General features: G+C 58.5%; 13 protein-coding genes. 11 read left to right on the top strand and 2 right to left on the bottom strand.

Features of this window, described 5'->3' with window-relative positions; all coding sequences use genetic code 11:
- Positions 1-16: 16 nt before the first annotated feature.
- Together TQ39_RS01820 and TQ39_RS01815 are read right to left on the bottom strand one after the other, a co-directional pair.
- Positions 17-442, bottom strand: a complete 426-nt coding sequence (locus TQ39_RS01820; protein WP_050004334.1) for a hypothetical protein — start codon at positions 440-442, stop codon at positions 17-19.
- A 36-nt stretch (positions 443-478) separates the two neighbouring features.
- Complete coding sequence (locus TQ39_RS01815) at positions 479-1,138, bottom strand: hypothetical protein (protein WP_050004333.1); 660 nt, start codon at positions 1,136-1,138, stop codon at positions 479-481.
- A gap of 237 nt (positions 1,139-1,375) precedes the next feature.
- Between TQ39_RS01815 and TQ39_RS01810 the strand changes: the two genes are divergently transcribed.
- The 11 genes from TQ39_RS01810 to TQ39_RS01760 all read left to right on the top strand — a co-directional run bounded on the left by TQ39_RS01810 (position 1,376) and on the right by TQ39_RS01760 (position 14,868).
- Positions 1,376-1,744, top strand: a complete 369-nt coding sequence (locus TQ39_RS01810) for a BlaI/MecI/CopY family transcriptional regulator (protein WP_050004332.1) — start codon at positions 1,376-1,378, stop codon at positions 1,742-1,744.
- On the top strand, positions 1,741-3,762 hold the full coding sequence (locus TQ39_RS01805) for a M23/M56 family metallopeptidase (RefSeq protein ID WP_050004331.1): 2,022 nt from the start codon (positions 1,741-1,743) through the stop codon (positions 3,760-3,762). Before TQ39_RS01810 ends, TQ39_RS01805 begins: the two co-directional genes overlap by 4 nt.
- A 228-nt stretch (positions 3,763-3,990) precedes the next feature.
- Positions 3,991-5,367, top strand: a complete 1,377-nt coding sequence (gene miaB, locus TQ39_RS01800; RefSeq protein WP_050004330.1) for a tRNA (N6-isopentenyl adenosine(37)-C2)-methylthiotransferase MiaB — start codon at positions 3,991-3,993, stop codon at positions 5,365-5,367.
- An 80-nt stretch (positions 5,368-5,447) separates the two neighbouring features.
- Complete coding sequence (locus TQ39_RS01795) at positions 5,448-5,867, top strand: YlbF/YmcA family competence regulator (protein ID WP_050004329.1); 420 nt, start codon at positions 5,448-5,450, stop codon at positions 5,865-5,867.
- Positions 5,868-5,918: 51 nt separating this feature from the next.
- The gene (mutS, locus tag TQ39_RS01790) at positions 5,919-8,525 is read left to right on the top strand and encodes a DNA mismatch repair protein MutS (RefSeq protein WP_050004328.1); all 2,607 of its coding nucleotides are present in this window, start codon (positions 5,919-5,921) and stop codon (positions 8,523-8,525) included.
- A 36-nt stretch (positions 8,526-8,561) separates the two neighbouring features.
- Complete coding sequence (gene mutL, locus TQ39_RS01785; RefSeq protein ID WP_050004327.1) at positions 8,562-10,649, top strand: DNA mismatch repair endonuclease MutL; 2,088 nt, start codon at positions 8,562-8,564, stop codon at positions 10,647-10,649.
- Positions 10,633-11,586: a tRNA (adenosine(37)-N6)-dimethylallyltransferase MiaA gene (gene miaA / locus TQ39_RS01780; protein ID WP_082052077.1), complete on the top strand. Its 954-nt coding sequence runs from the start codon at positions 10,633-10,635 to the stop codon at positions 11,584-11,586. The genes mutL and miaA overlap by 17 nt, the downstream gene beginning before the upstream one ends.
- Before the next feature lie 63 nt (positions 11,587-11,649).
- Entirely contained in the window at positions 11,650-12,828 is a 1,179-nt protein-coding gene (locus tag TQ39_RS01775; RefSeq protein ID WP_050004326.1) for a biotin/lipoyl attachment domain-containing protein, read from the top strand.
- Positions 12,829-13,013: 185 nt separating this feature from the next.
- Positions 13,014-13,466 (top strand): cell division protein SepF, encoded by a 453-nt coding sequence (locus tag TQ39_RS01770; protein WP_009325878.1) that lies wholly within the window; start codon positions 13,014-13,016, stop codon positions 13,464-13,466.
- A 2-nt stretch (positions 13,467-13,468) separates the two neighbouring features.
- Positions 13,469-14,233, top strand: a complete 765-nt coding sequence (locus tag TQ39_RS01765; protein WP_009325877.1) for a YlmH family RNA-binding protein — start codon at positions 13,469-13,471, stop codon at positions 14,231-14,233.
- A 17-nt stretch (positions 14,234-14,250) separates the two neighbouring features.
- Positions 14,251-14,868: a DivIVA domain-containing protein gene (locus tag TQ39_RS01760; RefSeq protein WP_009325876.1), complete on the top strand. Its 618-nt coding sequence runs from the start codon at positions 14,251-14,253 to the stop codon at positions 14,866-14,868.
- The last annotated feature ends 161 nt before the right edge of the window (positions 14,869-15,029 follow it).

The raw sequence follows: 15,029 nt of genomic DNA, 5'->3' as shown, positions 1-15,029 counted from the left end.
CGTTTGAAAACGGATGTTATTCCTCGCAGCCGCAGTGGTGGCAGCCCGCTTCGATGAGGCAGGCGAGGAAGCAGTACAGGCTGAAGAAAGTATACGTGATCAGCGTGTAGAGGATGAACGTAAGGATGGGATAAGTTATAAATGTGGCGATGCAGAGCGTGAGGAAGATAAAGGCGATCATTGCGGCTGCAAGCAGCAGCAGAGCCGGGATCAACAGCCTTTTTCCGGTGGCGCAGATACAGTCGTTCAGACGTTTATCCTGGCGCAGCAGACTGGACGCGGTGATCGTCAGAAGGAACAGCGCGGCGATGCTGAGCAGGAACCCGAACAGGATACCCAGGAAAAACAGGGAGGGAAAGCAGAAAACGAGGATCGCAAAGATGACACCAAGCACAAGGCTGACGATGATCGAGATCGTGTCATAACATTTCGAGTTGCACATAATATAGCTCCTTTATCATGATGGGTGAATGCGCGCTTACAGCCCCGCGGTAGCGGAGTTGAAATCAATGTAATGCGCAACGACCCTGGCGGTGAAATGGCGGCGGTTGCCGCAGGAATCGGACGTTCCGCTCACGCTGATATCCTCCGGAAGGATAAAACGCATGGCTTCCACGGGAATATCCGCGCAGTAGCTGTGATGGTGGGCGGGTACGGTGAAGGTTTTCATGCCGCGGGGATATTCGTTGCCGCGGGGGTCCAGCTCGCTCAGTGCGATGCCGACAGCCACGCGCTTGCCGGGACAAACATTCTTCAGGCACATGGTAAGGTCCAGAATGCGGCCCTGTCCCTCCATGACGGTGTCTCCAATGTGACAGACCTTGTGGTCCTCGCATTTTTCGAAATAGATGTCGTCGTTGCAGGGACGGGAAGCGCCGCATTCTTCGCAGTATTCTTCGGTAGGGCGGGTGCGGGGCGTTTCCCGGGAAACCGGTTCGCGGGCAGTCGGCGCAGAACAGGCGGGTTCACGTACAGCGGGCTCGCGGATGACTGGCGCGGGCGGTGCGACGGGGGCGGCGGGACGCGATGCCTCCCGCGTGGGGAACGGGGAACGGGGAGCCTGCGTGGGTTCCGGGCGTTTGGGCGCCCCCAGATCTTCCCCGCCGATGGAAATGGTTCCAAGATCGATGGTCTGCATAATATGCCTCCTAAACTTCGGGAGCGCGGGCCATTCCCCGCACGATACCCGGTGCCATATGATGAGAAGGATCCTTCGCGTGCACACTCCATTCTATGTGATGAGCGGCTGTTGTGACACCGGGTGGGAAAATTTGTTTTTTACAAAATGTAAAAACAGTTGACAACCGCTTGGCGGGGCGTGTATTATAGTATTAACGACATGTTGTAAAAAATGATTTGGAAAGGACTTTCTGCAATGAAGCTTTCTGCTGCCGAATATGAGATCATGGAGTGTGTGTGGGCGCTGGGACGTACCGTTTCCGGCATGGACATTATGCGGGCGCTGGGACAGGAAAAAGGCTGGAAACAACCCACAGTGCTCACATTTTTGTCACGCCTGGTGGAAAAAGGCCTGCTGGAGACCGAAAAGCGCGGCAAGCTGCGCAGCTATACTGCCGCAATGACGCGGGAGGCATACAAAAACAGCGAGACACGGGATTTTCTGGCACAGCTCTACGGCGGCAGCATACAAAATATGGTTGCGTGCATGGCGGACGGCGGCGGTATCTCGCCTGAAGAACTGGAGGCCCTGCGCGCGTGGCTGAAAGAGAGGGACCCCCAATGATGCGTTTTTTCTGGATGACCTTTTTGCCTTTGAGCGCGGCGGGCGGGGCGGCAGCTTTGCTGCTGTGGCTGGCACGTCCGGCGCTGCGGCGCTTTGCTCATATTCAATGGAGCGTGCCCGTTTTAACGGCGGCACTGTGTCTGTTTGTGCTGCCGCTTCCCGTGTTTGCGATGCCCGGCGCGTGGAATGCTCCCGCGCAGGCGGTGCAAAGCTCTGTGGGGACGGTTCTGCCCGCCGAGGCGGCTGCATCGGAACCGCTGTTCGTTATGACGGAACTGCCCACGGCGGCGGACAAGCTGCTTCGCGCTGCGCCGCAGGAACATATATCCATGCTGTGGGGGCTGGTCCCGGCGTTTTGGCTGGCAGGAGTATTGTGTGTGACGCTGGCTTTGTGGGCGGAATACAGGCGTTTCACACGTCATCTGGCGCGTGAAGCGCGCCCGGTGGAGGACGCCGCAGTGCGGCGGTGCATGGCACATGCCGCAAAGGCGGGTGGCTTTTCCCGGCGCGTGGGGCTGTATGTATGCGGCGCGTTGGCAACGCCTGTTGCGGTGGGAGTGCTGCGCCCGCGCATTTACCTGCCCGAGGACTGGGCAGCGGACGAAACGCTGGAGTATGCTCTGCGACATGAATGCATGCATCTGCGCCGGGGGCATCTTGTGTACAAGCTGGCGGCGCAGGCTGTGTGTGTTGTACATTGGTTCAATCCGGCCGCGTGGCTGCTGCGGCGTATGATGAGCGAGGCCTGCGAGTTCGGCTGTGACCGTGCGGTGGCGCGGATGCTGGACGGCGCACAGCGCAAGGAATATTGCGCTGCAATGCTGTGCGCCGCCGCCGATGTGCGCGCCGCCGGGTTGGCCAGTGCTTTTGCAAGCCCGGCCGGGCTGCTGCGCAGCCGGATGGAAGCGGTGCTGGCGCCGCAGAAGCGCACGGCGCGGCAATTTACGGCTGTGGCGCTGTGCACGGCGGCGGCTGTTTTGGCGGCGGGCCTGACGGCATGCGCGGCAGATGAAGCGGCGGAGCGAGTGAGCGGCAGCTTGCCGAAGCCGCAAACGGCGGAGCCAGCCGGAACAGGTGAGGAAGCTTTAAAAATGCGGAATGCGCTGCCTGAAAACAGCGCGCCGGGATTGTCCGAAAGCGTATTGACGCTTGAGACGTCGCGGCCGCCGGTCTGGCCCGTGCCGGAGTATGAATACATCGGCACACAGTTCGGTGCGGGCCACCGCGGAACAGACATTGCTGCGCGGGAGGGCGCGGAGATTCTGGCCGTTTGGGACGGCACGGTGTTGGAAGCGGAGTATCATGAAAATTGGGGCGACTATGTGCTGTTGGATCACGGCGGCGGCATCATCACGCGCTATGCCCATTGCAGCGAGCTTTTGGTGCAGCCCGGCGACACGGTGAAAGCAGGTGAAGCGGTTGCCCGGGTAGGAAACACCGGCGTTGCCAGCGGCAACCACTGCCATTTGGAGCTGGAGCGAAACGGCGTGCTGCTGGACCCCATGCAGAAGCTTTCTGCCCCGCGCGATGAAACGCCCCGGACACAGGCCCGGCAGCCTGAGCCGCAAAACACGGAAACCTGGCTTCCGCCGGACAACGAATTGATAAAAGAGCGGCTGGCGGGTACAACAGGCGTGTGGCCCGTGCCGGAGTATACATTTGTTTCCCGTTCGGTGGGCAGATATCACCGGGGAGTGGATATTGCGGCCAAGAAAGGTGCGGATATTGTCGCTCCGTTCAGCGGCACGGTAACACGCGCGGAGGACGGCGAGGAAACGCAGTACTGGGTATATGGGAAATATGTGGAGATCGCGCTGGACGGCGACCCCGGCGTGCGCGTGCGCCTGACGCATTGCAGCGAGCTGCTGGTGCAGCCGGGCGATACGGTGCGGGCAGGGCAGCTTGTGGCGCGTGTGGGCAGCACAGGCAATTCCACCGGGAACCACTGTCATCTGGAGCTGCTGGCAGATGAATATTACACCGATCCGGAGCTGATTCTGACGCGTCCGGAGCCGTGATTAAAACGGAAAAAACACACAGCAGAGGGCCGTCCCGGAAGGGGCGGCCCTCTGCTGTGTGTTCCAGAGAATTTTTCTCTCCGGCGGGGATGCTTTTGTTATTGTAATAATGTATAAAAAGTAGTATACTAAATTAGTATGTTAGCATAAAGCCGCCCGGCGGGGCGCGCGGGCGGTTTGCCGCTCCGGGTGCTTTTACCGCGGCTAAAATAATATTTGAGGTGACTCATGGAGACCATCCGCTTTACCAAAAACGAGGCGGCGGCGCGCACGATCGCGGCGTATTACGATACGCCCCCCATGCTGTATGTACATTCGTTCGGATGTCAGCAAAATGTGAACGACGGCGAAAAAATCAAGGGCGTTTTAACGGATATCGGCTTCGGCCTGGCCGCACGGCCCGAGGACGCGGACCTGATCGTGTTCAACACCTGCGCGGTGCGCGAGCACGCCGAGCAGCGCGTTTTCGGCAACGTCGGCGCGCTTAAGGGCCTGAAAGAGGCGAACCCCAAGCTGTTGATCGCGGTATCCGGATGCATGGCCCAGCAGAAGGAGATCGTGGAAAAATTCAAAAAGCACTATCCGTTCGTGGACATTGTGTTCGGCGTCAACGGCATCGATACGCTGCCCGACATCCTGTGTGAAAAGCTGGCCACGCGCAAACGCGTGCTGCGCATGCCGGCCGAGCGCGGCGAGATCATAGAGGATATGCCCATCCGGCGGGATTCCACGTTCCGCGCCTGGCTTCCCATCATGTACGGCTGCGATAATTTCTGTTCTTACTGTATTGTGCCATATGTGCGCGGACGAGAGCGCAGCCGTGCCAGCGCGGATATTTTGCGGGAGTTCCGGCAGCTTGTGGCCGAGGGCTACAAGGACATCACTCTGCTGGGCCAGAATGTGAACTCCTACGGCAAGGGCCTGCCGGAAGACATCACCTTTGCCGCGCTGCTGCGCATGCTGGACGCTGTTCCCGGCGATTACCGCATCCGGTTTATGACGAGCCATCCCAAGGACGCTACGCGCGAGCTCATCGACACCATTGCAAACAGCGCGCACATCAGCCGCCATTTGCATTTGCCGGTGCAATCCGGCTCGAACAGCATTTTGGCGCAGATGAACCGCAAATACACAGTGGAGGACTACCTCTCGCTTATCGCTTACGCCAAACGCCGCATGCCGGAGATGACGTATTCCAGCGATATCATCGTCGGCTTTCCCGGCGAGACGGAAGAGGACTTCTGCGCCACAGAGACGCTCATCCGCGAGGTCGAGTACATGCAGCTGTTTACGTTCATCTACTCCAAACGCACGGGTACGGCAGCGGCAAGCATGCCGGACCCCACACCCCACAAGGAAAAAACGCAGCGCATTGCCCGGGTGCTTGCCATTCAGGAACAGGTGGTGGCAAAACTGGGCGGCGCAATGGTGGGCAAGACCGTCCGCGCCCTGGTGGAAGGCCCGGGCAGGGAGGAGGGAACTCTTACCGCCCGTCTGGACAACAATATGACTGTGGATTTTGCAGGCGGCGCGCCTGTGGGCGAGTTCGCCGATGTCCGCGTGACAGGCGTGCGCGGCGCGATGCTGAAAGGCGAGCTTGCATGAACCCGCCCGCCGCAGGGCAAAATAATGCGACCCCATCGGAAATGCTTCAAAAATAAAGGGAATAAAAGGAGAATTTTATCATGGCGAAAGACGCGATCACGATGTTTAAGGAGGCTGCCGCACAGCTGCAGCGGGAAGAGGCTTATCTGGCGCTGGAGGGCACCCGCAAAAAAAATGACGAGGATGAGGCGCTTCAGCAGCTGATCGGAGACTTTAATCTTGCCCGCATCGACCTGAACAGCGAGCTTTCCAAAAGCGCGGACAAGGACCAGGATAAGGTCAACGAACTGAATGTGAAGGTGAACCAGCTGTACAACGACATCATGGCAAACCAGAGCATGGCCGCCTACAACGAGGCAAAGGCTGAACTGGAGTCTGTGATGAATTATGTGAACGCCATCATCAACACGGCTGTCAACGGCGGCGACCCGATGACGGTGGAGGAGCCGCAGCAGGGCGGATGCTCGGGCAGCTGCGCTTCTTGTTCGGGCTGCCACTGATGGCGGCCCCGCGCTCCGCGCGTTTTGAATCTTAATAGGACGGTGCAGAATATGGCAGCGCTTTCCCCCATGATGCAGCAGTATTTCGACATCAAAAAACAGCATCCCGACAAGATATTGTTTTTCCGTCTTGGGGATTTTTACGAGATGTTTTACGACGACGCCATTCTTGCGTCAAAGGAGCTGGAGCTCACCCTGACGGGCCGGGACTGCGGCCAGGAGGAGCGCGCGCCCATGTGCGGTGTGCCGTTCCATTCCTATGAAAACTATGTGGCAAGGCTCATTGCCAAAGGTTATAAGGTCGCCATCTGTGAACAGATGGAGGACCCCGCTCTGGCGAAAGGCCTCGTCAAGCGGGATATCATCCGTGTGGTGACACCCGGCACTGTGATCGAAAGCAGTATGCTGCAGGATGATAAAAACAACTACATCGCCAGCATTTATATCACGGAGAAAAAAGCGGGCGTATGCTTTGCAGACGTCTCCACAGGCACGGCTCACGCCACGGTGCTCACGGGCGAAAAGCTGGGGCCGGAGATCATCTCCGAATTGTGCCGCTATTCTCCCAGCGAGGTGCTGTTCAACGCAGCTATTCTGGACTACAAGGAAGTAACGGCGTATATCAAGCAGCAGCTTGCCTGCAGTGTGGAGCTGCTGGATGAAGCGGCTTTCGCGCCCGACGCCTGCATGGAAGAGATGCGCGCCCAGTTTGGGGATGCCCCGGAAAAAACGGCCGGCCTTGCGCCGGAAAGTCCGGCGTTCACGGCCCTGGCCGTGCTGCTGGGATACTTAAAGGAAACACAGAAAAAGGGCGTGGAGCGGTTAAAGACCGTACACAATTACGCCGAAGCGCAGTATATGCAGCTTTCGCCCGTCACGCGCGCCAACCTGGAGCTGACGGAAACGATGCGCGGGCGCGAGAAAAAAGGTACGCTGCTGTGGGTGCTGGATAAAACGCAGACGGCTATGGGAAAGCGGCTGATGCGCGCGTGGATCGAGCAGCCTCTGGTGAACGTGGCGGCCATCAATGCGCGTCTGGACGGCGTGGAGGAGCTGGTGGGCGATTCCGTAGCCCGCGCCGATATCGCGGCCGCGCTCTCAAAGATATTTGACATCGAGCGCCTGATGACGCGCACGGTGTACGGTTCGGCCTCTCCGCGGGAAATCTACGCGCTTGCCGCCACCTGTGAGCAGCTGCCCCGCTTGAAGGCGCTGGCCCGGCCCTTCGGCAGCGCCGAGATCACCGCGCTGCTGGCTGATATCGACGAATTGTCCGATATCAAGGAGCTGATCTTCGCAGCGGTCGACGAGAATGCGCCTGCCATGCTCAAGGACGGAGGCGTCATTCACCCGGGCTACAACACCGAGGTGGACGAGCTGCGGGACATCGTCCACGGCGGCAAAGGTTACCTTGCCACGCTGGAGGCAAAGCTCAAGGAGGAAACGGGCATCCGCACGCTGAAGATCGGCTACAACCGGGTGTTCGGTTATTACATCGAGGTGAGCCGTTCCTTTTCGAACCAGGTGCCTGCAAATTTTGTCCGCAAGCAGACGCTGGCCAACGCGGAGCGGTACATCACCGAGGACCTGAAGGTACTGGAGAACAAGATCCTGGGCGCAAACGAGCGTCTGGCTGTCCTGGAACGCCAGCTCTTTGACGATCTGCTGCATAAAATTTCGGCCGAACTGCCGCGTTTCCAGAAAACCGCGTCCGGCGTGGCCCGTCTGGACGTCCTGACGGCGCTGGCGGAGGTGGCTGTGAAAAACGGCTATACAAAGCCGGTTGTGGATGAAGGCGACGAGCTCATCATCGAGGAGGGCCGCCATCCTGTCATCGAGCAGATGCTCAAGGGTGCGCTGTTCGTGCCCAACGACACTGTGCTGGACTGCGGCGATAACCGTATGCTCATCATCACCGGCCCGAATATGGCCGGCAAATCCACCTATATGCGCCAGACGGCGCTCATTGCGCTGATGGCGCAGATCGGCAGCTTCGTGCCGGCCCGGGCGTGCCGCATGGGCGTTGTGGATGCTATTTTCACCCGCGTGGGCGCTTCAGACGATTTGGCTGCGGGGCAATCCACCTTTATGGTGGAGATGACCGAGGTGGCCGAAATCCTCCAGTACGCAACGGCAAAAAGCCTTGTGATTTTAGATGAAATCGGCCGGGGGACTTCCACGTTCGACGGCATGAGCATCGCCCGCGCCGTAGTGGAACACATTGCGGACAAGGATGGCGGCATGGGCTGCAAAACGCTGTTTGCCACCCATTATCACGAGCTGACGGATTTGGAAAACGCCATTGACGGCGTGAAGAATTATAACATCGCTGTAAAAAAGCGCGGCGACGACATTACGTTTCTGCGGCGCATCGTGCGCGGCCCGGCGGACGACAGCTACGGCATTGAGGTTGCAAAGCTGGCGGGTCTGCCCGGCGAGGTGACAAAGCGCGCGAAGGAAGTGCTCAAGGTGCTGGAGGCCACCGCGCCCAACGCCGATAAGGTGACGCAGCTGGACTTCGGCAATTTTGAAAAATTCGCGGCAGCGCCCGTGCCCAGCGAGCTGGTGGACAAGCTGACAGCGGTGGATGTGGAAACGCTCACGCCGCTGGAAGCGTTGAATTTTTTGTATGAACTGAAACAGACACTGGTAAAATAAGCGCGCCCGGCGCGCAGGAAAGGGCGGTGCTGCGCATTGGCAGTTATTCATGTGTTGGACAAGCATACCGCGGAACTCATCGCGGCAGGCGAGGTGGTGGAGCGCCCCGCCTCGGTTGTAAAGGAGCTGACGGAGAACGCCATTGACGCGGGCGCCACCGCGGTTTCCGTTTCCGTTGAACGCGGCGGCATCGCAATGATCCAAATCGCGGACAATGGCTGCGGCATCGAGGCCGAGTACATCCCGACGGCGTTTATCCGCCACGCAACGAGCAAGCTCGAGAAAGAGGAAGACCTGGAGAGCATTCATACCCTGGGCTTCCGCGGCGAAGCGTTGGCCTCCGTGGCCAGTGTGTCCCGCATTGAGCTTCTCACAAAGACGGATGCGGACGAGTATGCGTATCTGTACCGCATCAGCGGGGGAGAAGAACAGGGCATTGAGCCGGCCGCACGTCCTGTCGGAACAACGATCACTGTGCGGGACCTGTTTTACAACACGCCCGCACGTATGAAGTTTTTGAAAAAGGATACCAGTGAAGGCAACTATGTGGCAGATGTTGTCACACAGCTTGCGCTCTCCCACCCGGAGGTTTCGTTCAAGTTCGTGCGGGACGGAAAACCGCAGTTCCAGACGCCCGGCGACGGAAAACTGCTGGGGGCGGCGTATGCCGTGCTTTCCCGTGACTTTGCAAAGGACCTTGTGCCTGTGGAGCACACGGCGGGCAGCTACACGGTGCGCGGCCTTGTTACGCCGCCGAAAAGCGCCCGTGCAAGCCGCGCCATGCAGTATTTTTTTATCAATGGACGCTTTGTCAAGAACCGCACGATGATGGCGGCGCTGGAGGCCGCCTATAAAGGCGTGATGATGCAGGGAAAATTCCCGGGCTGCGTGCTTTCCATCGAGATGCCGCCGCAGCTGGTGGATGTGAACGTCCACCCGGCCAAAACAGAGGTGCGTTTCGCCCGGGAAAAAGATGTGTTCGATGCGGTATATCAAAGCGTTAAATGCGTACTCATCACGCCGCAGAGCACGGAAAAGGTGTTTTCTTTCGGCGGTGCGGAAAGGGCGTTCCCGGCGGATGAAAAGGCGCCGGATGCAGCTGCGAAGAAGGAGCCGTCCGAGAGCGCCCCGGCCGAAGAGCCCGCGCGCGGCCCGGCCGCATTGCGTCCGGCGTCCCGTGCCGTTCCGGACGCACCGGTGAGGCCGGTCCCGGCACGTCCGGAGCCGGCCGCCGTACCGCTGCCCGGCCAGGTGAAAGCGTACAGTGAAATGATCACTGCTCTCTCAAGTGAATCTGCTGTTCCGTACCGTTCGGCAAAGGCGCCGGATATATGGGCTGATGAGGACGCGGCGGAGGATGTCGGCTTTATGCCGCACACTGTCTGCCGGCGGCAGGAGGGAACGCCGGGCGTGCAGACCCTGCCGGAGGACCGGGCCCTGAACAGCTTTGCGGCGGGAGAAACAGCCGGGACGGAAAATACCGCCGCGCCGCAGATGGAGGCTGAAACGCCCCATCAGACTGCTTTTGCGCCTGTGGAAGAAGAACAGCGGCGCGATTCGCTTCGTTTTGTGGGCGAGGTGTTTGACACGTACATTGTCACCCAACGGGGAAACGACATGTGCCTTTTGGATAAGCACGCCGCCCACGAGCGCATTATCTATGAATCTTTGGCGGCATCGTATGGGAAGGTGAGCAGCCAGATGCTGCTGGTGCCCGTAACGGTGCAGCTTTCCGCGGAAGAAAAGGATGCACTGGTGCAAAGTGAAATGCTTTTACAGGACAGTGGTCTGGAAGTGGAGGACTTCGGCGGCAATTCTGTCGTGGTGCGCGCCGTCCCGGCAGACGTCGTGCTCGAGGATGTGGAGGACCTTGTGGTGGAGCTGGCCAGCAGGCTGGTCTCCAACCCGCGGTATACCACCAGCGAAAAAACAGAATGGGTGCTGCACTCCATCGCGTGCCGCGCGGCCATCAAGGCGGGAGATAAAACGCACGCTGCACAGCTGCTGCGCTTGGCGGAGGATGTGCTGGACGGCAGAGTGCCTCCGTTCTGTCCCCACGGACGGCCCATCGTGCTGAAGATCACCAAAAAGGAGCTGGAAAAGCAGTTTGGCAGACAAGGCTGATATCATCGTGATCTGCGGTCCCACGGCTACGGGGAAAACAGCGCTCTCTGTTGCGCTGGCAAAGCTGCTGGACGGCGAGGTCGTTTCGGCGGATTCGATGCAGATCTATAAAGGGCTTCGTGTGGGAACTGCACAGGCGACGCCGGAGGAGATGAAAGGTGTGCCGCACCATCTGGTGGGATTTCTTCCGCCGGAAGAACGGTTCTCTGTTGCGGACTATGTCAGGCACGCAGGCGAGTGTATCGCGCAGATCACGGCGCGCGGACGCGTTCCAATCGTGGCCGGCGGCACCGGATTGTATATTTCCAGTCTTGTAAATGGAATAGACTTTACACCGGATAAGGCGGACCCGGCCGTGCGGGCACGGCTGGAAACCGAGCTGATAGAGCAGGGCATCGGCCCGCTTTATGCGCGGCTGCAGCAGGTGGACCCGGAGTGTGCGGCGAAGCTGCACCCCAACAACCATGGGCGTGTGCTGCGTGCGCTGGAGCTGTATGAGCAAACGGGCGAGACGATGTCCTGCCGGCTCGCGCGCTCCCGTCCGGCGCAGCAGCCGTACCGCGCTTTGCTGATAGGGCTGAATATGCCGGAGCGTGCACAGCTTTATGCACGCATTGATGCGCGAGTAGACGCGATGCTTGCACATGGGCTGCTGGAAGAGGCGCGCCTGGTGTATGCCAACAGAGATGCCTACCATACCGCGGCGCAGGCCATTGGCTACAAAGAATTTTTTCCTTATTTTGAAGGAAAGGAACCGTTGGAAGTATGCACGGCGGCGCTCAAGCAGGCGTCCCGTAATTACGCCAAACGGCAGCTTACCTGGTTCCGGCGGATGGACGGCCTGGTTTGGCTGCCCGCAGGGGAGCCGGAAGCGGCGGAGGCGGCCGCCCGGCTTTGGGCGGGGCATGTGAAGAAAAATTGCGGCGATCAAATATAAGGAATAACGGATATATGGAAAACTGGCCGGTAAGAAAAAGAAAAACGGTACAGAGGACTGATTTTGGCTCTGCTGATGCTCGTGCCCGCCGGATATATCGGCGTTCAGATGGTACAGGTGCTGCGTACAAATTATCAAACGCAGACCGCGGTGGCATATTCAATGTCCGACGTCGTCCGCTGCGACGGGATGCTCGCCATGGATGAGACGGTCATTCCTTATGAGGGAGCGGGCGTCCTGGGCTATCAGGTGAACAACGGCGAGCGTGTCTCGGCAGGCACGCAGGTAGCGCGATTGTTCGCCGACGAAGCGAGCGCACAGAACCGGACGCTCTCCGAAAAGCTGACGGAGGAGCTTTCGGTGCTGGAAAAGTCCCAGGCGGGCGCGGCTGCCGACGTTGAGGCGCTGATGAATCAGAACCAGCAGGGTATCTATTCGGCGCTGGATCTGCTGGAGAGCGGCAATTACACAGGATTATCGGATGCGCGGGCTTCCATCCAGCTTGCGCAGAATAAGATGCAGCTCACGATGGGGGTCGTATCGGATTTCAGCGCCCGCATTGCGGACCTGACGGCGCGGCGCGACGCGGCGGATGCCGCCAGCGTATACACACCGATAACAGCTCCGGCGGCCGGATATTTTGTCTCCGCGCAGGACAGCGAGAAGCAGATGTATACGCCTGAGGCGCTGGCGGCCATGTCTCCGGCAGAATTGAAGGATGCGCTGGCACAGCCTTCCCAAACGAACGACGCAAACGTAGCGGGCAAGCTGATTTTGGACTACCGCTGGCGTTATTATGGCCTTGTGACGCAGAAACAGGCGGAAAAGTTCGTGGAGGGAACGCGCGTCGAGATCTCGTTCCCAAACGTATCGGCCGAATCGGTGCCCGCCACCGTGGTGAATGTTACGGTGGACGAGGAGAACGGTACTGCCAAGGTGGAATTGATTTGTGATTACATCAACGAGACAGTTGTGACGCTGGAGCATGAAAAAGCAGATATAACGTTCGCCACCTATGAGGGAATCCGTATCGACCGACAGGCACTGCACATCGTTGAAGGGCAAAACTGCGTGTTTGTCAAATACGGAAACCTGGTGTACCAGAAAAATATTACGATCCTGTTTGAAAACGAGGATTACATTCTGGTGCCGTCGAAAACAACGACGGGCGAAAATGAGGTAAAACTGTTCGATGAGATTGTTGTGCGCGGTACAGATCTGTACGACGGAAAAATATTGTAGCTTTTTTGTGTGCCTTTTTACACAAATTTGCAACTGTTTATTGACATCCGCCACAAAAACAAGGATAATAACGATGATAGTATCCAATTTGTTGTGCCGGTGCGGATACAAAACCGTTACAATCGTGGCGCGGCGGCGCATGCGTCTGCGCGCGGCCAGCTTGCCATAAAAAGGAGATTTCAGAGATGAGTATGTTCGATAAGATCAAAGGTATGATGGGCGTGCCCGACGACGACGATTACGATGACGACGATATGGATTTCGTGAATGAGAATACAGGCTATGCGGCGCAGGACGATTATGTCCCCGAAGAACAGGATGTTACGCCCAAACGCAATAAGGTCGTGAATATCAACTCCACCATGCAGCTGCAGGTAGTGCTTGTGAAGCCTGAGCGTTTTGATGATGCCAGCGCCATCGCGGACCATCTGAACGCCAAGCGCACCGTGGTTTTGAACCTGGAATCCACAAATAAGGAGGTCTCCCGCCGTCTGGTGGATTTTCTCTCCGGCGTGGCGTATGCAAACAACGGCCAGATCAAGCGCGTTGCCAACAGCACTTTTATCATCACCCCGTATAATGTGGATATCATGGGGGATCTGCTGGACGAGCTTGAAAGCAACGGCGTGTTCTTCTGATTTTGAGAGGCTACATACCGCCCGCGGACGACGATGAGCGCTTGTTCGTCCGCCGCCTGGGGGACCTTGTGCAGGTCGTGCGCCAGCGAGGGACGTCCCGCAGCACCCCGTTTTTAAGCGATCGCCAGCAGGAACTGGCCCGCGCCGCTCTTGCGGGGTTGGGCTTTGAGGGATATGCTTTCGACGGCGGCTATCCGGATGCCGAACGGCGGATTCTGCGCCTTTTCGGTGAATATGGGGCGCAGGAGCCGCTGCCCGCCGTATGTCTGTTTGCGCAGACCCTGCGGGCTGACAGAGCACTCACTCACCGGGATTATCTGGGCGCACTGATGTCGCTGGGAATCAGGCGCGAATGCATCGGCGATATCCTTTTGTCGGAAGACGGAGCATATCTGTTCGTTCTGGATACGGTCGCGCCGCTGGTGTGCGACGAGCTTTCCAGCGTGGGGCGCTGCAGCGTATGTGTGCGCGCGGGCCGGGCGGAGGAACTGCCCGGCCGGGAAGAGCGCCCGGCACAGACGGCGACGGTGGCCTCGCTGAGGCTGGACGCTGTGCTGGCCGCCATGCTGCATATCAGCCGTGGGGATGCGGTGCAGCTTGTGAAAAGCGGCATGGTGGAAGTGAACCACGTTTCCACGGTGTCCGCGCATTATGAAGTGTTTGAAAACGACGTGTTCAGCATCCGCGGACGCGGCAAGTACAAGCTGTGCGGCGTGGGTGCCAAAAGCCGGAAGGGCCGCACCTTCGTGTCCTATATTGAATATTAACAGGGGGAACAATCTCTATGAACGCTGAAGATATCCGCAACGTTACCTTTGACAAGGTCATGCGCGGCTACCGGCCCGAGGAAGTGGACGCTTATCTGGACCAGGTGGCGGCAGAACTGGAACGCCTGCAGACGGAAAAAGCGGATGCGGAGAAAAAAATGTACATCCTTGCGGAAAAGGTGGACCAGTACCGCAATGATGAAGAAACGCTGAAGACAGCGCTCCTCAATGCCCAGCGTATGGGTGAGAGCGTCATCCATGAGGCGCGCCAGAAGGCTGAGACCATCATTTACGATGCAACGAGCAAGGCAAGCCAGGCGCGGGAAGAAGCCGTGGAAAAGGTAGCTGAAGAGGAGATGCTGCTGGCCCGCCTGAAAGCGGAGGTGGCGCATTTCAAGGGCGAAGTGCTGAACCTGTATAAGCAGCATATCGAATCGCTGAGCATGATCCCGGGCGCGGAAGAAAAAAAGAAAAAGGCGCCGGAGGCGCCCAAGGCTGAAGAACAGCCCGAGCCTGCCCCGGAGGAAGCGCCGAAGGAAGAGCCTGCGGCGGAGGCGCAGCCTGCCGCAGCCCCGGCCGAACCGGGACAGGAGGCTTCGTTCGAGGAGTATCAGGACATTACTTTTGAGGACTAACTGAACATGTGTGGCATAGCGGCGTTTGTTTTAAGCGCCGCTATGTTATGGTTTACGGCATTTTTGCATTTTTCGGCATTTGCAGACCATTTTCTGTGGATTTGCCTGCAAAAATGGAGAGAGTCTGGCTTTTCAACGTGCCAATCAAAGAAAGGAACGTA

The organism is Ruthenibacterium lactatiformans (assembly GCF_000949455.1).
In the GTDB taxonomy this organism is placed as follows: Bacteria; Bacillota; Clostridia; order Oscillospirales; family Ruminococcaceae; genus Ruthenibacterium; species Ruthenibacterium lactatiformans.
This window is presented reverse-complemented; position numbering and strand designations above follow the sequence as displayed.

Excerpts from the sequence above, each read along its gene's own strand:
- TQ39_RS01820 (WP_050004334.1), bottom strand. The coding sequence starts at position 442 with ATGTGCAACTCGAAATGTTATGACACGATCTCGATCATCGTCAGCCTT.
- TQ39_RS01815 (WP_050004333.1), bottom strand. The coding sequence starts at position 1,138 with ATGCAGACCATCGATCTTGGAACCATTTCCATCGGCGGGGAAGATCTG.
- TQ39_RS01810 (WP_050004332.1), top strand. The coding sequence starts at position 1,376 with ATGAAGCTTTCTGCTGCCGAATATGAGATCATGGAGTGTGTGTGGGCG.
- TQ39_RS01805 (WP_050004331.1), top strand. The coding sequence starts at position 1,741 with ATGATGCGTTTTTTCTGGATGACCTTTTTGCCTTTGAGCGCGGCGGGC.
- miaB (WP_050004330.1), top strand. The coding sequence starts at position 3,991 with ATGGAGACCATCCGCTTTACCAAAAACGAGGCGGCGGCGCGCACGATC.
- TQ39_RS01795 (WP_050004329.1), top strand. The coding sequence starts at position 5,448 with ATGGCGAAAGACGCGATCACGATGTTTAAGGAGGCTGCCGCACAGCTG.
- mutS (WP_050004328.1), top strand. The coding sequence starts at position 5,919 with ATGGCAGCGCTTTCCCCCATGATGCAGCAGTATTTCGACATCAAAAAA.
- TQ39_RS01770 (WP_009325878.1), top strand. The coding sequence starts at position 13,014 with ATGAGTATGTTCGATAAGATCAAAGGTATGATGGGCGTGCCCGACGAC.
- TQ39_RS01760 (WP_009325876.1), top strand. The coding sequence starts at position 14,251 with ATGAACGCTGAAGATATCCGCAACGTTACCTTTGACAAGGTCATGCGC.